The organism is Butyrivibrio sp. WCE2006 (assembly GCF_000701985.1).
Classification (GTDB): domain Bacteria; phylum Bacillota; class Clostridia; order Lachnospirales; family Lachnospiraceae; genus Butyrivibrio.
The window spans coordinates 157,619-178,397 of the sequence record NZ_JNKH01000001.1 but is presented as its reverse complement, the minus strand read 5'-3'; the positions used below and the strand labels follow the sequence as shown (position 1 = coordinate 178,397).

Below are 20,779 nucleotides of genomic sequence, written 5' to 3'. Positions count from 1 at the left end.
GTAGTGCCTCCAGTTTAATCTTCTGTAACCTTATATTTTGCAGACTGCATAGCTATAAGCTCTTCATCAGAGAAATAGTCAATTCTCATAGCCTTCTTGACATCACTAAGGGTCTTGGCTGCAACCTGCTCAGCTACCTCTGAACCCTTTTTAATAACATCATATACATACGGAATATCCTTCTGGAATTCCTCTCTGCGCTTTCTTATCGGCTCAAGTTCAGCCTGAAGTACATTGTTAAGGAACTTCTTAACCTTAACATCACCAAGACCGCCTCTCTTATAGTGAGCCTTCATCTCATCAAGATTAGCATAATCCGGTGCAAATTCAGCAAAATGTTCATCTCTTGCAAATGCATCAAGATAAATAAATACGGGATTGTTTTCAACTTCTCCGGGATCCTCAACCCTTAAATGATTGGGATCAGTAAACATACCCATAACCTTTTTCTTTATCATATCCGGTGACTCTGAAAGATAAATACAGTTCCCTAATGACTTACTCATCTTCGCAGTTCCATCCGTTCCGGGTAATCTTAAGCATGCTGCATTATCCGGAAGAAGAATATTGGGCTCCACAAGTGCCTCACCGTATACAGAATTAAATTTACGTACAATCTCTCTGCACTGCTCAATCATAGGTTCCTGATCCTCACCAACAGGAACGGTAGTAGCCTTAAACGCAGTGATATCAGCAGCCTGGCTTATAGGATATGTGAAAAATCCAACAGGTATACTGGTCTCAAAGTTCCTCATCTGAATCTCAGACTTAACAGTAGGATTTCTCTGAAGTCTTGACACAGTAACAAGATTCATATAATAAAATGAAAGCTCTGTGAGCTCCGGGATTTGTGATTGAACAAACAATGTGCTCTTTGCAGGATCAAGACCTACTGCAAGATAGTCAAGAGCAACCTCGATTACGTTTTCACGTACTTTGTCAGGATTCTCAGCATTATCAGTAAGAGCCTGAGCATCTGCTATCATGATAAAAATATCGTCAAACTCACCTGAGTTCTGTAGTTCAACTCGCCTTCTAAGTGAACCGACATAATGTCCAACGTGAAGTTTACCAGTTGGTCTGTCGCCGGTCAGTATTACCTTTCGCATAACTTTTTCCATCTCCTTAATACATCAAAATTATTCTAGCTTATTATATCAAATTCCATTATTTTTTAACAGATAATAAGAAGAACAAATCAAGTAATGTACAAAATCTCGTTTGTGCTTATATTTAATTTCGAATTATTTTATATTTAGTTTATGAATTGTCCATATTCTGTACAAATTTAATCTATATTATAAATTTAACAGGAGTTAGAACTTCTGACTCCCCCAACAAAACTTTTTTCATACCGGGTTGTCAGGTTCCCCACCTGACAACCCCTCCTCCCAAAATATACACGCAAAAGCGTGTTTTTTTATTTCATAGCGAAATTTCTATTTTATTTTGTAAAAAAATATTTTCAAATTTTCTTGTATAAATGATAAAAAGGACATAACCATTTCGGCTATGTCCTTAACTTTTTAATATCTTGCAACCTGTTTTTCCACCATTCGAACAAATTCAGCATTGTTTCTGGTTTTAGCAAACATGTTGATACACTGATCTACAGCTTCGTCAGCTTTCATTCCGTTAAAGCCTTTGCGAAGTGCATTAACTGCAGCAAGCTCATCAGGCTTAAGGAGAAGATCCTCTCTTCTGGTACTTGACTTAGGAATATTGATGGCAGGGAATATACGTTTCTCCTGCATCTTTCTGTCGAGAACCATTTCCATGTTACCGGTTCCCTTGAATTCCTCATATATAACATCATCCATCTTGGATCCTGTCTCAACAAGTGCTGTAGCGAGAATTGTAAGACTTCCACCCTGTCTCATTTTTCTGGCTGCACCAAAGAATCTCTTTGGCATATGAAGCGCTGCAGGATCAAGACCACCTGAAAGCGTTCTTCCTGAAGGAGGAACAACAATATTATATGCTCTTGTGAGTCGTGTGATTGAATCAAGGAGAATCATTACATCTTTGTTGTGCTCAACGAGACGCTTGGCTCTCTCGATTACCATCTCAGAAACTCTCTTGTGATGTTCAGGAAGTTCATCAAATGTAGAATAAATAACTTCCGCATTAGGACCTTCGATGCTTTCCTTTATATCGGTAACTTCTTCAGGTCTTTCATCAATCAGAAGAACAATAAGATGAATATCAGGATTATTCTTCTTAACAGAAAGTGCTACATCTTTAAGAAGTGTAGTCTTACCAGCCTTAGGAGGTGATACTATCATACCACGCTGTCCCTTACCAATAGGTGAAATCATATCCATAATTCTCATTGCTATTGTGCAGCCGGGATGCTCAAGTACTATCTGCTCTTTAGGAAAAATAGGTGTCATGTTCTCGAAATTCCATCTTCCCATAGCAACTTCCGGCTTATATCCATTTATGGAATTAAGCTGAAGCAATGCTCCGAACTTATCATTTTCTTTTTTCTGTCTTGCAACACCACTAAGGATGTCACCTGTCTTAAGGTTATATTTTCTGATCATACCCGGAGCTACATATACGTCATTCTCACCGGGAAGATAATTTTCACATCTGATAAAGCCAAAACCATCCTGCATTACTTCAAGTATACCATGAGCATCAATTCCGTTTGCAATTTCAGAATCTTCCGCAGGTATTTCTTTCTTGGCGTATGGCTCAGGCGCTGCTTCCTGTGCAGGTTTTGCTTCAGCCTGTGGCTGGGCATTCTGATTGCTATTAGTATTCTGATTATTTGCAGAAGCCTGATTAGCATGCGTATTCTGTGAATTCTGAGTATTATCTGCTACAATTATTTTTTTCTTTGAAGTCTTCTTTGGTGCTGATTTTTCTTTATCGTCTGCAGATCTCTTCTGCTCTCTCTTTGCACCATTTTCACGCTTTGCAGAATCTTTTCTATGCTCCTCTGCATTAGGAGTATCCTGCTTTTGTACTTCTTTCTTAGGTTCTTCAGCTTTTACAACTTCTTGCTGCGCCTTTTGTTTCTCATCCAATTCCAAAAGTGCATCAATAAGCTCTGACTTTTTCATTGTAGTAACGCTCTTAATGCCATTCTGCTTTGCGAGGTCACGAAGTGAAGCCAGTGTAAGTGTTTCAAGTTTTTCTCTCAAAATAAAATTCCTTTCTAAAATTTCACATATAATCAAAATAATAATTAATCATTTGGAAAAAATGTAATCGATAACTTAAATATTAAGCCTGATTGTCGATAAGCTATTGCTCAAAGATGAAAATATCTTCGACAATGTACACATTACATCAATGAATAAAAAATATCAATAGTAATATTTTTAAGATTTTATTAAATAATAATGAGGGAAGTTTTTATAGTATGAAAAATTTTTTCATGTAAAAGTATGGGAAACATTCAGTTTCCCATACCTTTAAAACATTTCTGATTTAATAATGATGATTCAGAGCAAGTAAATATATCTGATTTAAATTATTTACTTACGACTTCTTTAATAGACTCTGCCAGACCGGCAACCCCTGCTATACTGCTGGGAACAATGATTTTTGTAGCCTGCCCGTTTGCGGCTTTTTCGAAAGCTTCAAGACTCTTGATTGTAAGAACTGACTCATCAGCTCCGGCTTCCTTAAGCATTGTAATACCATCTGCATTAGCCTTCTGAACGCTTCTGATAGCCTCAGCCTGACCTTCTGCCTCACGGATACGGCGCTCTTTTTCAGCCTCAGCCTTAAGAATTGTAGCCTGCTTATCAGCTTCAGCCTGTAATATCTTACTCTGCTTTTCACCTTCTGCAACAGTGATTGCTGACTGCTTCTCACCTTCTGCGAAAAGGATTTTTTCTCTCTTTTCACGCTCTGCCTTCATCTGTTTTTCCATGGCATCACGTATCTGTTCAGGAGGATTGATATTTTTAAGTTCAACTCTGGTAATCTTTATACCCCATGGATCTGTAGCAATATCAAGCGCATCCTGCATCTGTGCATTTATCTGGTCACGACTTGTAAGTGTTTCATCAAGTGTCATAGAACCAATGACATTACGAAGTGTTGTGGCAGTCAGATTCTCAATAGCACCAATAGGATTGCGAACTCCATATGTATAAGCCTTAGGATCTGAAATTCTAAAGAACACAATGGAATCAATCTGCATGGTTACGTTATCCTGCGTAATAACAGGCTGAGGCGGAAAATCGCAATACTGCTCCTTTAAGTCAACTTTCCTTGCAACTCTGTCAAGAAACGGAATCATAAAATGAAGCCCTACATCCCATGTTTCCTTGTATGCACCAAGTCTCTCAACAATAAATGAGTGAGCCTGCGGCACAATCTTAATGTTTGCAGCAATCAGAACCAGAATCAAAACGATAATAACAAAAAATGGCATAGCGTCCCTCCTTTAAGCTTTTTCTACTATAAGCTTATTCCCCTCAACTTTTACTATAACAACAGTTTCTCCCACAGGAATAATACTGTCATCATCGCTACTTCTCACATTCCAGGTTGTGCCATCCAGAACTACACCGCCTGTCTCTTTAATATTATCTACTTCTTTACTAACAGTTACTTTTCTACCAATAAGAGCATCTATATTGGTTTTTACTATTTTACCCTTTAAGAGCTTGACAGACAGAGGCCTCACCAATAAGAGCATAAATACTGAAACCAATATAAAAATTACAATCTGCAAAGGCAGGCTTGCTCCTATTATTGCCGCTAAAAAAGCGGCAAGAGAACCCAGCGCAAACCAGATTGTGGATAGGCCCATAGTAAGGAGCTCAAACACAGCCAAAACTATTGTCAGTATCAACCAAAACATCATAGGCGAAACTAATAGCAAATCATACATACCAGTCACCTCCATTTTGAATCCGGCAAATAAGGGTTACCTGAATCAGCTTATTTCATTAACATAAATTTGCACACGGCTCTGGATGATATCGGCAACCTCTGCAGCAGTCTTCTGTCCGCTAAAGAATGCAGCAGCTTCTTCGTAGATGATATTAACTACTTCTTCGTTAGCAACACCAACCTGATCTACACTGTTAATAAAATCTAAAACTCCATTAACTTCTTCATCTGTCATAGGTGAAATGATTATCTCAGTCTCGCCGATATATGTAGTATCCTCGTACTCTACTTCTTTACCGTTCTCATCAATATAAGTAGGCTTCTTCTTAGCTGCAGCAATCATTTCATCCATCTTTGTCATGCTTACAGGAAGAGCACCATCAATGGTTTTCTGATATTCATCTGTAAGGAAATATCTCATAAATTCCCAACAGCCATCCTTAACCTTGGAAGATGAACTCATTGTCAGCTGAAGGTTAGGATAAAGAGCTGAACCGCTTCCATTATCTGAAGGGAAGCCAACCAGTGAAATCTTGTCTCCGAATGTTCCCTTAGCTTCATAGTTATAGTCAGACAATCCATACAGATATAATCTTTCAGCTATTGAATTTCCTTCTCTCCAATATGCTGATACATCATTGTAAATGTCTTCCTCTTCAAGTTCCTCAGGGAATTCATTTACAAATTCAAGAAGATGTATAAATGCATCGGAATCATAGTTGCAGGTAAGAGTTGACCAGTCTATATACTGAGAACCTGAAAGGCTAAGTGCCATCTCAAAAACATCTTCTCTTGAAAGATTACCAAATACGTTCTTGTACTGTATATTTTTGTCCTTAATAATCTTTTCAAGCTCATCAATTGTCCAGGTATTTTTATCTCCTACATCCTTTGTATAAGCTGCAACTGTTTCAATTGAGTAACTTGGGATCAACTTGTACATCTTACCATCAGTCTTGAAGGTCTCCATTACATGATCCATGAACTTAAGCTTACTAAGCTCTTCATCATTTTTAAAATAATCAGAAAGATCTTCAAATAATCCCTTAGAGATGTAACTGTCAACAGGCATATCTGAATCAAGAACAAGAATATCCGGTGTATTACCTGAAACAATATCCGTATTTAATCTGTTTGCTCCGCCGGAATAATCGCTTTCAGAATCAAATTTTGAATAATCACTTATGACAATACGATAATTATCATTTGTTTTATTGAATTTGATTATCTGAGAACGAACATCATAATCAATATAGTTACAGCCAAGAGTAATCTGCTGTCTTTCGCTTACAGACTTAGGATCTACTTTTGTAAGAATTGAAAGAGTGTATCCTGCATCATCTGAAGGAATAAGTGCAGCAATCTGTGTATCTGACAAAGCTACCATCTGTGAAAGACCATAGGTGTTAATGTCAGAATCCACGAAATTAAGAATCATTGTAGCATTCTGATCCCCAAGATTATATGTGTAAACACCTTCTGTACTTACTCCAAAAAGATCATAATCTCCTGCTCCGGGATAAAACACTAACTCATAGAAAGGATTATCTGCCCCCTCTACAGGTGAAAGTGTTCCTTCATCGAGATTAAGTCTGTAAAAAGACTGCTCGTTTCCGGGAATCATTCCCACTACTTCGCCTTTACCGGTTTTATATATCATTACTGAAATGCCATAATCGCTGTCGGCATAATCAGCAAGATCAAAATCTGATGTCTTGGTTCCGTCAGCTGTATTGTATTTATGAACTCCTAATGTGTCAGAAATAAGAATTGTACTGTCATCAACAAGTAAAAAGCCACTGACATAATAGTAAGAATCAGTCTTAGTCTCAAGCTCCTGTTTCCAAATCTCTGCACCGGAAGCATCGTGCTTAACAAGATAATAAACATCTGTATCTGCATTAGCCTGAGCAGGATCATCTGAAATTATCATATTCTCAGTATCAGATGAAATACCATCAACTGTCTCAGTAGTTTCTGCAGCTTCAGAAGTACCACCAAGTGAATCAGACTGTGCTTCAGATATCTGATTTAAATTATCTTCAAAAGTATCTTTTTCAGTATTCTCATCAGCTTCGCTGCTTTCAGCATCAGCGCTGTTATCTTCATCTGAATTGTCAGTTGCTTCCACACTATCTGCTTCTGCAGCATCTTCACTTTCTTCTGCAGAATACTGATCAATATCATCTGTAACATTATCCTCAGAAGCAGGCTCTTCTATTACCTCAAAGCTGTCTTCACCTCCACCAAGCAGATCCTCAATACTAGCATCACTAATACCGCCATCAATCATTCCGGCATACTTTGTTTCAATAGTATAAATAGAGCCGTCTGATGCAACAGCAGAATTTGTTACAGAACAATCAGCGGTAGTATCTATATTTACAGTTGCCACATTACTGCCATCCTTATCAAAGGTATACATGGTAGTAACATTGTTACCGTCATCACCAACATTATTAGCAACAGCATAAACTTTGTCACCAAAGCTGCCCATGGAATTGATACTGGAAAGGTCAACACCTTCTCCAAGGTCAATGGGTGACTCCTTAAAAACATACGCAGTTGCGTCGTGCTTAGCTTCTTCATCGGACACAGCATTATCAGTATTTTTCTTACCGCATCCGCAAGCTGCAAGATTTAAAGTCATAACAGTCGCTAGCGAAATGCTGAGAATCCTCTTAAGATAGAATTTTTTCATTAATTACCCTCCTTATTATATAGCAAACATAATCAAAAATATTTCCATTTCTGGTTATGATATTTCATGTTAGATTCAAGATCATATTTCCAATCAGCCAGCTTCTGAACAAGCTGCCCTACCGTCCACTTTCTGTGTCTGTATGCCTGAACAACTATTATCGCTATCATAATAAAGATTATGACAGCACAGACTATCTGGATCAAAAGGAGAACCGCAAAAATATTTTCATACGCTCTTGCATTATTCTCCCAGTATGGATATATAACCGGCTTAATCTGCATCCCTCTTGTATTGAATTTACCAATTAAATTAAATAGATTTCTATTATCAAATCTTGCAGAATTATCAACTACATCAACCTGTGTAGTATTTAAACTCAATTTGTCGATAACAAAATTTTTGGCATAATTGTTTACCATGTTGGGCATTACAACTTCCATACAGATAACACCCTTAGCATTTGTATCTACATCTGATGTACCATTACCATTTTCATCATCACTCTTCTTTGCTACTGAAGATACACCCAATGTTCCATTAGTTGAGAGAACTGATGCATCGATCTTCCCATATGTAGCAAGTGATTCAAATGACATGAATATAGTGGGGTAAACCATGCCGGCAGCCTTCACATATTTCCCGCTGTCTCTTTTTACAACACCGGCAATATAATGCGGAACGCCACCAATAAGTATATCCATTCCGACAATATTATCGGAACCAAACAGCTGCCATGCAAGATCCTCATCCAATATTACATAGTCTTTCATGACAGTATCAGCAGGGAAATAGTTTCCGCTTACAAGTCTCATAGGGTGAAACTGGAAATAATTCCCACCTACTCCTATAGCTACAGCTGTGACTGTCTTAAGATCCTTTACGGTATCAACACTGCCTACTGAACTAAAGCAGTAATCCCAGACCGCATTACCTGCCTGAGTACTTGCATCAGCTTCCTGCAGACCATCTGCTATAAGACCTTTGTTGATATTGTAAACATATTCATTGATCTTATCTACGTTAACACCTTCGTTCTCAGAAAAGAACATGCTTACCTGTCCGCATCTCGTATCATCAGACCATCTTCTGCCTTCCAGCTGATCATACTGTTTGTCAACAGTACGATCATGGTAGACATCTATACCAAATATAATCAGTCCCAAAACAACCATAACCAGGAGATATATGATCTGTCTCAATTTCAGATTTTTTATAAAGTTAAGAATATTCGTGCCTATTTTTCTCATTGATCGTTAGCCAATCTTACCTGATCACCCGGATTAATAAGAGTTGTACTCGTAGTGATCACATATTCATCTCCCTCAAGACTTCCACTTACTGCAGCAGTCGTATCGTCAGATCCCAGAACCTCTACATCAACTTTTGATGCAATATATCTGTTACCAAGAGGACTTGACTTAGACTTTACTATCAAAATATATTTTCCGTTATTATCCTGTCTTATTGCACCTGCAGGCAAAGTCAGATCATATGTATCCGATTTCTGACCGATCTGCAGACTTACAGACTGTCCGTTCTGTACTTCAGGACTCTCAATTGAGAATGTAAGTACTTTCTTGGTATTAGGATTCTGCTGGTCAGCGGTAATTGATTTAAGTGTTGCCTTAAAGTCTGTATAGTACCATGCGTTCTGAGGCTCAGCGATATCACCAACCTTAAGTCTCTTAGCCTGATCCATTGTTACAGAGAAGCTTGTCTGCATTCCCTTACCTTCAACCTGGATAATAGCAACAGGATTCTCTGCATTAGTTGACTCACCGGCTTTAAGTGTAAGCTCGGATATTGTTCCGTCAACGGGAGCCGTAATAGTTGCACCTACAGCCTCTTTTTCAAGCTTTGCTACTATTTCCTTCTGTTCCTCGATGGTATCTCTCTGAGAATCAAGCTCGATTTCCTTAGCAATCTCAGTAAGTAACTCTGTTCTTTCTGTTGTAGCTTTATCAAGCTCCTGAGCTGTCTTATTTTTGGTATCCTGAAGTGAAGCGGCTTTTCTCTGGTAGTCATTATCTACCTGACCTGCCTGAGTTGTAATCTGTGAAACATCCTTTGTTCCATTTGCCTGCTCAAGGAGAAGACGATTTTTCTCAGCTTCAAGTGCTGCTATAAGTTCTTCATTAACAGATTTCTTTGTCACATTGCCTTCAGCAGCTTTATACTTCTTCTCAGCTTCCTTTAACTTATCCTTGGCATCCTTTGTTTCCTGAACCTTCTGATTATATGCATTTTCTAAAGATGCCACAGACTCAGCTGTGTTCTTACTGCCTTCTTTCTTGGAATCAGCAAGAGCTTCCTGCCACTTATCATAGTAGCTTGACTCTTCCTTTTGCGCAGTTGAGTAATCATCTTTAGCCCTTTCATATTTATCCTTAAGCACAGTTTCAGAATTTGTGTCAGAGCTTGAATCTGAACTGTCTGCCTTAGCAGCTTCAATCTGCTGATCAAGTTCAGTTATCTTGTAAGTGATATCTGCATCTCTGTACTGAGGAGTAGCTTCATCATAGTTATACTGAGCTGACGTATATGCCTGCTGCTGTGATTGAGCATCAATAGCTGCCTGAGCCTGTTCATCAGCCAGCTTGGCAGCATCATATCTGTCAGTTGCAGCCTTGAGCTTTGCCTGGAACTGATCCATTGTAAGAGTCTGTCCGCCTCTTACTCTGTTGATTGCTTCATTTGAGAGATCTCCTGAAAACAAAGCTGTCTCAAAGGTCTGATGCAGATCGTCCAGCTTAGATTTTGCTTCTGTAAGTTCAGTTGATTCCTTATCCTCAAGGTAATAAATGATATCACCTTTCTTAACCTTTGCTCCTTCAGAAACAGCTACACTCTTGATCACACGTTCCTGAGAAACCTTAACATTATAAGGATCCTTTGCTTCTACAGTTCCCGTTCCTCTGATGATAGGAGAAATTGTTCCTTCCTGAATCTGCTGGATATAAACTTCCGGCAATGAATAGTTCATGATTGTGTTAGAAAAGAAGGTCAATAATAAAAGAATTGTCAGAAATGCAATTGCAATATCTTTTATAATATCCTTCCTGCTTTTCTTAGGTCTTACATTTTTTACTTCAGACATACCGTAATTTCCTCTTCCCTTAAAAACTAAATTTATCCCTTTAAACCACCCTGGTATGAAATACCTTCAATCAGGTACTCTTCTCCATACAGGAAAATCAAAAGCGGCGGCACAAGATAAATAACTGCTACCGCAAACGCCAGGCTTATCTCGCCTGCGTTTATCTTTGACAAAAATACCGAGAGCGGATGAAGTTCATCATTGCTTAGCAAAATCAGCGGTTGCTCAACCATATTCCAATAGTCAATGAAAACCAGAATGGCTATGGATATAAGTCCGCTTTTGCAAAGTGGAACACATATATGAGAAAAAATCTGCCATTCGCTGGCACCATCTATTGATGCAGCCTCCATTACCTCAGCCGGAATTCTTCTGATAAATTTTGTAAGCAAAAATACCGCAAATGGAGAAAAGAATCCAGGAAGCCATATAGCCCATCTGGTATCAAGTATTCCCAGCCACGATGAAACAAGGTAGTTAGGAACCAAAGTAACCTGATAAGGCATCAGCATCATTATTATGTACAGGAAAAAGATTATCTCTCTCACTCTTCCCTTATATCTTGCAAAGCCATAGGATGCCAGCATGGCAACTATTAGCTGAACAACCAGGATTGGACCAACATATATCACACTGTTCCAGAATTTAACCAGATATTCCGGTGATTTGAACAATACGGTATAGTACTGATTGAAAGTAACTATATCCGGAATGAATTTAAGGTTTACTGTTTTGGAGATGAAAACCTTTCCTCCGGTATCCGTGGTTTTAAATACCGCTCCATAGTTAGCATTAATTTCAGAAGAACTCATAAATGAGTTCGTTATTGTAAGGATGGTCGGAAGCAGAAACAACACTGCAAATATTGCACATATTACGGTTCCGACAATAATCCCGTACTTGTATATTTTTCTTTTTCGTCTTGCCTTCCGAATTGCTTTTTCATAAAATGCAGCTTCCCCGGTAGGCAATTTAATCCCCGCCATTTAACCTTCTATATCCTTTCCATACCGGTTTTCTGTAATAAACATAATCAGCATCAATACAACAATTACAAGAGCCATGAGAATCGCGGACGCAGAAAGCTTCTGGTAATCAACTGATGCAAATGTATTATTCATAAAGTGCTGCATCATGTACAGCGTCTTGTACGGATAATCTCCGGTCATAAGATATATCTCTCTAAATACCTTAAACGAATTTATAAGAGACATTATTGTTACAAAAAGAATCGTTGATGACAAATATCTCATTTTTATATTCCAGAAAATCTGTCCATCTGTGGCACTTTCAAGCCTTGCCACTTCAATAAGATCCTTGGGAACACTTGAAAGCGCTGCCATAAACAGAATCATATTATATCCAAGGTTTTTCCATAAAAACAGAACAACGATAACTATCTGAGCTTTATCAGACTTGAGCCAGTCTATCTTGGGGCCTCCAAAATACATGCCGACAACATTGACAATTCCGTTAAAGTGGAATAGAACCTGCCAGATCAGTACTATGGAAGCGATCGGCACCATCATCGGACTTAAAAAAAAGCTTCTGAACTGACTCTTAAATGGTATCCCTGATTCCATAACTACTGCCAGAAACAGTGATAACACCACCGCCAGTGGAACCGCGATAATTGAAAATTTAAAGGTATTATATGCAGCCTGCCTGAAAGCGTTATTCGTAAATACTCTTTCAAAATTAAATAATCCAACAAATTCCTTCTGAATCGGATTATTAACAAGTGCATAGAACACCACAACACAGAACGGAAGGACAAAGAATGTCATTACTCCCATTAAGCTTGGTAAAAGAAAGCCCCATGAAACCAATGTTTCTCTCAGGTTCTTTTTAGAATTTTTATTGAATTTCAGATTATGCGGTTTGGATGGTCCGCCCACAGTCTGTCCTGCAGCATTTCTTCGTAATGCTCTATTTAGTTTTTCCGTCATTTCCGAGATGTTCCCGGAAATCTTCTTAAGCTTTTCCATAAATAGTCTATTGTTTCCGTCTTTTAGTTTTTGAAGCTGTGTATAGGTGCAGGTATTCTTCCGCCCCTGTTTACAAACTCATCACATGAAAATTTGTTGACACTCATGATCGGTCCAAATCCAAGAAGACCGCCAAAGTCCACGGTATCGCCTTCCTTTTTCCCAATTACGGGAATAAGTCTTACAGCTGTGGTCTTCTGATTTATCATGCCAATAGCCATCTCATCGGCAATTATACCAGCTATGGTTGTACTCTTTGTATCACCGGGAATAGCGATCATATCAAGTCCAACTGAACATACACAGGTCATGGCCTCAAGCTTTTCAAGAGTAAGTGCTCCTGCATTAACGGCATTTATCATTCCCTGATCTTCACTTACAGGAATAAAAGCACCTGAAAGTCCGCCTACATAAGATGATGCCATCGCTCCACCCTTTTTAACCTGATCATTCAAAAGAGCAAGCGCAGCTGTTGTGCCGGGTGCTCCGGCATGCTCAACGCCAATCTCATGTAAAATATCAGCAACACTGTCACCAATAGCAGGTGTAGGTGCTAAGGAAAGATCTACAATGCCGAATGGAACACCTAATCTGTCAGAAGCCTCTTTCGCAACAAGCTGTCCGACTCTTGTAACCTTAAACGCAGTCTTCTTAATGGTTTCACAGAGAACTTCAAAATTCTCTCCGCGAACCTTCTCCAGTGCAGTCTTAACAACTCCGGGGCCACTTACTCCGACATTGATTATTCTGTCTGCCTCAGTTACTCCGTGGAATGCTCCTGCCATAAAAGGATTATCATCCGGTGCATTACAGAACACTACAAGCTTGGTACATCCTGCGCTGTCGTTATCCTTAGTAGCCTTGGCAGTCTCAACTATAACATCGCCAAGAAGTCTCACCGCATCCATGTTGATTCCGGTCTTGGTAGAACCTACATTAACAGATGAGCAGACAACGTCTGTTTCTGAGAGAGCTTTCGGTATGGATTCAATAAGAAGTCTGTCTGCTTCAGTCATTCCCTTACTTACAAGAGCACTGTAGCCGCCAAGGAAATTGATTCCAACATCTTTCGCAACCTTATCAAGAGTCTTGGCTATGGTAACAAAATCATCTGAGGTTTTACAAGCTGCACTTCCGATAAGTGCAATCGGAGTAACAGAAATTCTCTTATTAACAATCGGAATTCCAAACTCTTTAGCTATATCCTCACCTGTCTGGACAAGATTCTTTGCGGAATTATATATTTTCTCATAAATATTTTTGTTAAGAGTATCCAGGTCTGAGCTGATACAATCAAAAAGGCTGATACCCATTGTGATGGTTCTGACATCAAGGTTCTCCTTTTCAATCATCTCATTTGTTTCAGAAACTTCATTTATGTTGATCATTAATGCTCCCTTTCTCAATTCATCTCAGTGATAATTTAACTATTTAATCAGATTCTGTGCATTGAATCAAATATCTCTTCTCTCTGACATTTGATCACTACGCCAATTTCTTCACCAAGCTTTTCAAGAGAGTCCGATACATTCATAAAGTCCGCAGAGCTTTTAGACATATCAACAATCATCATCATATTGAAATAACCTGAAACGATTGTCTGGGAAATATCAAGAATATTGATACTGTTATCTGCAAGATAAGAACATACCTTTGCAATAATTCCTACAGTATCCTTACCAACAACTGTGATTATAATTTTATTCATACTCATACTCCTCATCTATTACTTTTCTTACACTTCAATTACAGGGGAAAGTGTATTCCTCTCAGCTACAATAATAGGAAAATCATTGCCGTGATAAGGATTTTCACCCATTTCTATTTCAACCCTTACTGTCTCATAGGCAAGTTCGGGCAGATTGTTTTCTTTACTCAGGTGTCCAAGAAGAATTCCTTTAAGATTATCATGCAGGATCCTGCAAAGAAGCTCCCCACTTTTTTCATTGGACAAATGTCCTTTATCCCCAAGTATTCTTTTTTTGAGCATATAAGGATATGGACCTGTCTGAAGCATCCTGACATCATGATTGGCTTCAATAAGTATTGCATCCATATTCCTTAAATTGTCAACAGTATAATCGTTATAGCAGCCAAGGTCAGTCGCAATTCCGACCTTTTTGTCTCCGCATGATATCCTGTAAGCTACCGGTTCCAATGCATCATGCATAATTGTAATTGGATTGATCGTAAGATCTTTAACCGTCAATCTTTCATCAGCACGAATCTCGTGAAACTCTGATGAAACCATCTCGCCTTTTTTATCGCTTATACGAATTCCCTGTATTGTTCCTTTTGTGGCAAAAACAGGTATATCATACTTCTTCAATATAGTATGCAGGCTCGCAATATGATCTGAATGCTCATGTGTGACAAAAATGGCATCAATATCATCAAGGGAAAGATCCAGCTTCGATAAACCTTCTACAATCCTTTTTCTACTGCATCCCGCATCTACAAGAATGTGTGTAGTGTCAGAACCCACATAAATACTGTTCCCACTACTACCACTTGAGAGGCTCGCAAGTCTCATTATTAAATCTCCATTTCAATACTAAATATAAACTGTGAAAAAAATGTGTCTATTCGGAAAAAAGTTTATTATTTCCAATAAACCTCTATTCTATCGCCTTCATGGATTGCCTGCATGTAATCAGGAGTACCGCCATTTAGCGTAGTAACTATTGATCTTCCGTTAGGTTTACTAAGATCAAAGTCAATTACATCAAATATATCTACAAAAATATAATCCGATTTTCCATGAAGCACAATAGGCTCATTGTTAACTGTTACATGAAGATCTCGTGTAATCACCCTTCTGGTGGGGCTTGCATGCCTTAAAGAAGGTGCAACAGTTGTTGTGCCTCCTGAAAAGCTCATGCTTCCATCTTCATTTTCTTCAAGATCAATATCAGCATCTGCTTCATAAGCAGACTCTTCATTTTCCTGTTCTATTGCAACTTCATCGGCATTAGGAAAGTTTGCATAGTATTCCATTATAGCATCTGCACCGCTCTTAAATTCAACCTTAAAGTTTTCATAAACCGGTGTATCGCCATTTGCAACTTCATTATTAACCGTTATTACAGTATCCTCATCGATATCGATATCAAGAAGCTGAGCAATCTGTGCCGCTGTCTCATAATCAAGTATCTTTATATCATCTCCGGTCTTGATATCATACAGGCCTGTCTGTTTCTGACCATTGACTTCTGCCATTCTCGGCACGTCAATACTCTTGCCGTCTACGGTAATATTGAAAGTAGTCTTGAATTCAGGTATGTCATTGATCTCACTGCTTCCCTGCTTACCTACAGTTGAGCTGGTAACTTCAATGATATCGTTGGCATGGATCTTGGTATGTATATCAGCAGGTGAGCCATTAAGTGTAATAACGGCAGCCTCACCCGGTTCACCTCTTACCATTCTCTCCTGTCCGTTTACTGTGAATCTGAGTTCCTCGCCTCTCTTGGGGAACAGATCCTCATTAGGAAAATCAGCCTGCATGGCTGCATCCACAATGGCAAGTTTACCATTATCATAAATCTTGGTCTGTTGACCATTAAAGGATACAAAAACAAAATTGTTGGACTGTTCATAGAAGCTTACACAAATACCAAGAGGTGTAACCATCAGTGAATCACGCTCGATTGAGGTATCCTCTGAAAGGAAGCGGATACTCTTCATTACCTCTTCCCCTCTTAAAGCGACACGCTCCTCCGGTATTTTCATTTCCTTGGCAAGTGCTTTTGTATATCCGGGAACACAACCGCCTCCACCAACTACAAATACAGCACTTACAGGCTTATTTCCGTTTAGCTGTTTAATCTGTTGAGTAACCATCTTGGACATTTTCTCAACAAGAGGCTTTATCATCTTTGAAATTTCTTTTGCGGAAATTGTCTTCTCAAGCCCCATAATATCAACGTATTTAACCTGATCCATGTGACTGGCATCGATTTTAATCTGATCTGCAGTATTAAAATCAACAAGACAGTGCTGGGCTATTATCTCTGTAATAGAGTCACCGGCAATAGGCAGCATACCATAGGATGTGATTGTACCATCATCTGTTATGCAAATATCAGAGGTTCCTGCACCTACATCCACAAGTGCCAGATTGAGCATTCTGAACTGAGGAGGTATTGCAACCATCATAGCAGCAATAGGCTCCAGTGTCATATTTGCAACCTTAAGATCTGCTCTCTCACATGCTTTATACAATCCGTCCACACAATCATCCGGAAGGAATGTAGCTATGAGATCAAGAGCAACTCTTCCCGCATTATGTCCCTCCAGATTGGCAATCTGATAATCATCAAGATAATAGTGCATAACAGAATAACCAACCAGATAAAATTTCATATCAGACTGGTTCTGTGTCAGAAATTCCTGATAAGCCTTTTCAACAGCCTTGGACTCCAGGTTGTAGATCTCTTCCTCAGTCATCTCTCTGTTGTCAGTGAATTCCTCTTCAAAATTAGTCTTTACTGTTCTAAGGACACGACCTGCGGCAGCGATACAAACATCTGTAAGATGTATCTGTGTCTGCTCCTCAAGATTTTCTTTTACTTTCCTTATCGTAGCGCCGACTTTTCCGATATCATGGATCTGACCATCAAGCATGGCTCTTGTTTCATGCTTGGCCACACACTGAGCCATAACATTAAAAATGTCATCCTCCATGTATCCAACTGTACCCACAACACTTCTCGTTCCGATATCAAGACCGAAAACTACATTTTTTTCTGATTGTTCTGCCATAGTCGCCATTAATTTACCCCCAGCTTTAAATCAATTTGACGTTTCATGCTATCTTCATTTTGGCTATTATCTATTACAAAGTCAGCATATTTTCTAAATTCCCCGTCGCTCAGCTGACCTTTAAAAATATCATCGATTTTCTCATCAGAATATCCTCTGGATTCCTTAAGTCTTTTCCTTCGGACATCCTCAGAGGCATATATATACCATAATTCATCAACTATTTTATCGTAGCCATTCTCGATTAGCAGCGCAGCTTCAATGAAAAGATAATCCAGCTCATCTCTTTTCTTTTCATTCTCAATCTCATCAAAAATAAATCTGTTAACTGCAGGATGAATGATATCATTTACCTTCTTAAGCAATTTTTTATCAGAAAATATTTTGGCAGCCATTTTCTTTTTATCTATCTCACCGTTATCAGAAAGAATATCCGTCGATAACAGCTCAACTATAGGCTCATAACAGGGCTGCCCCTTTAATTTAATATCATTGGCCACCTGATCGGAAAATATGATCCTGCACTTGCAACACTTTTCTATGTAATTTAAAACCGTACTCTTGCCGGCACCAACACCACCGGTAACCCCAATAATCTTTACCACTTATTTAGCCTCAAACCAATCTGTACCAGTGTGACACTCTGCCTCCAGCGGAACAAGGAGGCTGGCTGCACTTGTCATCTCTTCCTCAAGTATCTTTTTGATCTTAGCCTCTTCTTCTATAGCAGTTTCAATAAGGAGCTCGTCATGAATCTGAAGTATCATTCTGGATTTCAGTTCTTCCTTTTTGATTCTTCTATAGACTCTGATCATTGCAATCTTAATTATATCTGCAGCAGTACCCTGGATAGGTGCATTCATCGCAACCCTCTCTCCAAACTGTCTCTGCATAAAATTACCTGACTTAAGCTCAGGCATCGGACGTCTGCGATTATACAAAGTGACAGCATATCCGTTTTCCTTTGCATCTTCAATTGCCCTGTCCTGATATTCCTTCACTCCCGGATATGTAGCAAGGTAATCCTCCATATACTTTTTGGCATCTGCTCTGGATATATTCAAGTCTTCACTCAATCCAAAAGCGCTTATGCCATATACAATACCAAAATTAACAGCTTTAGCGTTTCTCCTCTGAATATCCGTCACATCGTCAAAAGGAATTCCAAATACTTTAGAGGCGGTAATTCTGTGTATATCCCTGCCCTCATGATAAGCATCAATAAGTCCCTTGTCTCCTGACATATGGGCAAGTATCCTAAGCTCTATCTGAGAATAGTCAGCATCAGAGAAAATATAGCCTTCCTTTGGTACAAATACCTTTCTTATAGCTCTGCCAAGCTCAGTCCTCATAGGTATATTCTGAAGATTGGGTTCTGTGGAGCTGATTCTTCCTGTTGCAGTTATAGTCTGATTAAAGCTTGTATGGATTCTCTCATCATCACCTATAAATGCAGCAAGCCCGTCAGCATATGTGCTCTTTAGCTTGGTAAGTCCTCTGTATTCAAGTATGTCCTTTATTATCGGATTTTCAGGAGCAAGCTTTTCGAGTACATCCGCTGCTGTAGAATATCCGGTCTTTGTCTTTTTGCCGCCCTTTAAGCCGAGCTTTTCAAAAAGAACCTCTCCAAGCTGTTTTGGTGAATTGATATTAAAATCAATACCTGCCTGTTCATGTATACCTTTTTCAAGTTCATCAATTCTTCCGGTGAGTCTTTCACCATAAAGCTTAAGCTCATCGCGTTTAACAAGGATTCCCTCTTTTTCCATATCATACAGGATATAGCTAAGAGGCATCTCTATATCATTCATAAGATCTGTCATTCCTGTATCTGACAATCTTTTTTCGATGACAGGTGCTGCTTTGAAATTCACAAATGCAAGGTATCCTGCATACTCTTTTCTAAGGTCAGCAGATGATTCCCAGGGGTCGTTTTTACCAAAAATCTGTTCCCTGGATCTGATTGTCATCTGTAAATATTCTGTTGCTATGTCTTCCGGCAGATAGTCATTTTTAAGAGGATTGATAAGGTACGCGCCTATAAGTGTATCAAAGGATGCACACTTTTTTGTTTCATAATTGTCAACCTCGAATGGCTTAAAATATCTATAGGCACTCTTAATATCAAAAAAAGTCAGTCTGCAGTCTACAGAGAGCTTCTCCAGTTTCCCGGTTATATACTCTTCTTTAAAAGTATCACCTGTCTCAAAATACCAGCATTTGCCATCATCAAAGCAAAGTGCGATACCTATCTGTGATTCACGTTTGTTATCCTCTTCAAAAAGTGATAACTGCCCAAGCTTTGTTGAAGCTTTAGAGCCTGCCTTGAGATTATCGGAAATAATACCAACTCCGATAAATCTGTCATTATTATCAGCGGCATACTCATGAGCTTCTTCAAAAATCTTCTCAGCTTCGTCCATGGAAGCAATATCTTTAAGCTCAAGATTTGTCTCTGTTTTTGTCACATTACCTTCAAATTTGGAAAGCAGATTCCTGAAATTGAGCCTCTTAAACATCTCATAGGCATCTCTGTTAAAAATATCATCGATCCCGGCATCTTCAAATGTATAGTCAAATTCAGCATTTACATTGATTGTAGCAAGAACCTTACTAAGATCACACAGATCCCTGTTTGCAGCAAGAGACTCACGGATTGATTTCTTGCTTATATTATCAAGGTTATTATAAATATTTTCGATAGAGCCATAGGTTGTCATAAGTTCTATGGCTGTCTTCTCACCAACCTTCGGAACTCCCGGTATGTTATCGGAAGAATCCCCCATGAGAGCCTTAAGTTCAATAAACTGAACAGGATTAACCTTATAGAGTTCTTCCACATCTTTTGCAAAATAATTCTCTATTTCGGTTTTCCCTGCCTTAGTCTTGGGTATTCTTACGCATATGTGCTCAGAAGCAATCTGGAGAAGATCTCTGTCTCCGGAAACCAGCCTTACTTCCATGCCCTCTTTCTCGCCTCTCTTGGCAATAGTTCCAAGAATATCGTCAGCTTCAAGTCCTGCCTTTTCCATGCGGCATACCTTCATACTGTCCAGTACCTCCTTCATAAGAGGCACCTGCTCTCTGAGTTCAGCTGGCATGGGCTTTCTGGTGCCCTTGTATTCAGCATATATTTTGTGTCTGAAAGTCGGCTCATGTACATCAAAAGCAACAGTCAGATAATCAGGCTGTTCCTCGTCAATGAGTCTGAATAGAATATTCAGAAATCCATAGACAGCACCTGTATGCAGACCCTCTGAGTTAGTAAGATCAGGGAGTCCGTAAAACGCTCTGTTTAATATACTGTGTCCGTCTATAAGTAATAATTTTTTCCCCATTAAATATGTCCCCAACTAAATATAATAA

General features: G+C 38.9%; 15 protein-coding genes. All 15 read right to left on the bottom strand.

Annotated features, from left to right (window positions below; translation table 11 throughout):
• Positions 1-14: 14 nt before the first annotated feature.
• The 15 genes from trpS to polA all read right to left on the bottom strand — a co-directional run bounded on the left by trpS (position 15) and on the right by polA (position 20,751).
• Positions 15-1,109, bottom strand: coding sequence for a tryptophan--tRNA ligase (gene trpS / locus T501_RS00770; RefSeq protein WP_026509408.1), 1,095 nt, complete (start codon positions 1,107-1,109; stop codon positions 15-17).
• 417 nt (positions 1,110-1,526) lie between these two features.
• A complete protein-coding gene (gene rho, locus T501_RS00765) occupies positions 1,527-3,152 on the bottom strand; it encodes a transcription termination factor Rho (protein WP_044912682.1) in 1,626 nt (541 codons plus the stop codon).
• 332 nt (positions 3,153-3,484) lie between these two features.
• A complete protein-coding gene (locus T501_RS00760) occupies positions 3,485-4,396 on the bottom strand; it encodes an SPFH domain-containing protein (RefSeq protein WP_026509410.1) in 912 nt (303 codons plus the stop codon).
• A 12-nt stretch (positions 4,397-4,408) separates the two neighbouring features.
• The gene (locus T501_RS00755; RefSeq protein WP_044912681.1) at positions 4,409-4,858 is read right to left on the bottom strand and encodes an NfeD family protein; all 450 of its coding nucleotides are present in this window, start codon (positions 4,856-4,858) and stop codon (positions 4,409-4,411) included.
• Between the two features lie 45 nt (positions 4,859-4,903).
• Positions 4,904-7,561: an extracellular solute-binding protein gene (locus T501_RS00750; protein ID WP_044912679.1), complete on the bottom strand. Its 2,658-nt coding sequence runs from the start codon at positions 7,559-7,561 to the stop codon at positions 4,904-4,906.
• Positions 7,562-7,593: 32 nt separating this feature from the next.
• Entirely contained in the window at positions 7,594-8,763 is a 1,170-nt protein-coding gene (locus T501_RS00745; protein ID WP_207641173.1) for an ABC transporter permease, read from the bottom strand.
• 44 nt (positions 8,764-8,807) lie between these two features.
• Complete coding sequence (locus tag T501_RS00740) at positions 8,808-10,661, bottom strand: HlyD family efflux transporter periplasmic adaptor subunit (RefSeq protein WP_044912677.1); 1,854 nt, start codon at positions 10,659-10,661, stop codon at positions 8,808-8,810.
• Between the two features lie 32 nt (positions 10,662-10,693).
• Complete coding sequence (locus T501_RS00735) at positions 10,694-11,647, bottom strand: carbohydrate ABC transporter permease (RefSeq protein ID WP_081675154.1); 954 nt, start codon at positions 11,645-11,647, stop codon at positions 10,694-10,696.
• Positions 11,648-12,649 (bottom strand): carbohydrate ABC transporter permease, encoded by a 1,002-nt coding sequence (locus T501_RS00730; protein ID WP_242832940.1) that lies wholly within the window; start codon positions 12,647-12,649, stop codon positions 11,648-11,650.
• Positions 12,650-12,672: 23 nt separating this feature from the next.
• On the bottom strand, positions 12,673-14,037 hold the full coding sequence (locus tag T501_RS00725) for a PFL family protein (protein ID WP_026509417.1): 1,365 nt from the start codon (positions 14,035-14,037) through the stop codon (positions 12,673-12,675).
• Between the two features lie 47 nt (positions 14,038-14,084).
• On the bottom strand, positions 14,085-14,357 hold the full coding sequence (locus T501_RS00720) for an ACT domain-containing protein (RefSeq protein ID WP_026509418.1): 273 nt from the start codon (positions 14,355-14,357) through the stop codon (positions 14,085-14,087).
• A gap of 27 nt (positions 14,358-14,384) precedes the next feature.
• Positions 14,385-15,182, bottom strand: a complete 798-nt coding sequence (locus T501_RS00715; protein ID WP_026509419.1) for an MBL fold metallo-hydrolase — start codon at positions 15,180-15,182, stop codon at positions 14,385-14,387.
• A 68-nt stretch (positions 15,183-15,250) separates the two neighbouring features.
• Positions 15,251-17,422: a cell division protein FtsA gene (locus T501_RS00710; protein ID WP_242845464.1), complete on the bottom strand. Its 2,172-nt coding sequence runs from the start codon at positions 17,420-17,422 to the stop codon at positions 15,251-15,253.
• Positions 17,422-18,018, bottom strand: coding sequence for a dephospho-CoA kinase (coaE, locus tag T501_RS00705; protein WP_044912675.1), 597 nt, complete (start codon positions 18,016-18,018; stop codon positions 17,422-17,424). Before coaE ends, T501_RS00710 begins: the two co-directional genes overlap by 1 nt.
• Complete coding sequence (polA, locus tag T501_RS00700) at positions 18,019-20,751, bottom strand: DNA polymerase I (protein ID WP_044912673.1); 2,733 nt, start codon at positions 20,749-20,751, stop codon at positions 18,019-18,021.
• Between the last annotated feature and the right edge of the window lie 28 nt (positions 20,752-20,779).

Bases quoted from the DNA above. Each gene is read 5' to 3' on its own strand.
- trpS (WP_026509408.1), bottom strand. From the start codon at position 1,109: ATGCGAAAGGTAATACTGACCGGCGACAGACCAACTGGTAAACTTCAC.
- T501_RS00760 (WP_026509410.1), bottom strand. From the start codon at position 4,396: ATGCCATTTTTTGTTATTATCGTTTTGATTCTGGTTCTGATTGCTGCA.
- T501_RS00755 (WP_044912681.1), bottom strand. From the start codon at position 4,858: ATGTATGATTTGCTATTAGTTTCGCCTATGATGTTTTGGTTGATACTG.
- T501_RS00750 (WP_044912679.1), bottom strand. From the start codon at position 7,561: ATGAAAAAATTCTATCTTAAGAGGATTCTCAGCATTTCGCTAGCGACT.
- T501_RS00740 (WP_044912677.1), bottom strand. From the start codon at position 10,661: ATGTCTGAAGTAAAAAATGTAAGACCTAAGAAAAGCAGGAAGGATATT.
- T501_RS00735 (WP_081675154.1), bottom strand. From the start codon at position 11,647: ATGGCGGGGATTAAATTGCCTACCGGGGAAGCTGCATTTTATGAAAAA.
- T501_RS00730 (WP_242832940.1), bottom strand. From the start codon at position 12,649: ATGGAAAAGCTTAAGAAGATTTCCGGGAACATCTCGGAAATGACGGAA.
- T501_RS00725 (WP_026509417.1), bottom strand. From the start codon at position 14,037: ATGATCAACATAAATGAAGTTTCTGAAACAAATGAGATGATTGAAAAG.
- T501_RS00720 (WP_026509418.1), bottom strand. From the start codon at position 14,357: ATGAATAAAATTATAATCACAGTTGTTGGTAAGGATACTGTAGGAATT.
- T501_RS00715 (WP_026509419.1), bottom strand. From the start codon at position 15,182: ATGAGACTTGCGAGCCTCTCAAGTGGTAGTAGTGGGAACAGTATTTAT.
- T501_RS00710 (WP_242845464.1), bottom strand. From the start codon at position 17,422: ATGGCGACTATGGCAGAACAATCAGAAAAAAATGTAGTTTTCGGTCTT.
- polA (WP_044912673.1), bottom strand. From the start codon at position 20,751: ATGGGGAAAAAATTATTACTTATAGACGGACACAGTATATTAAACAGA.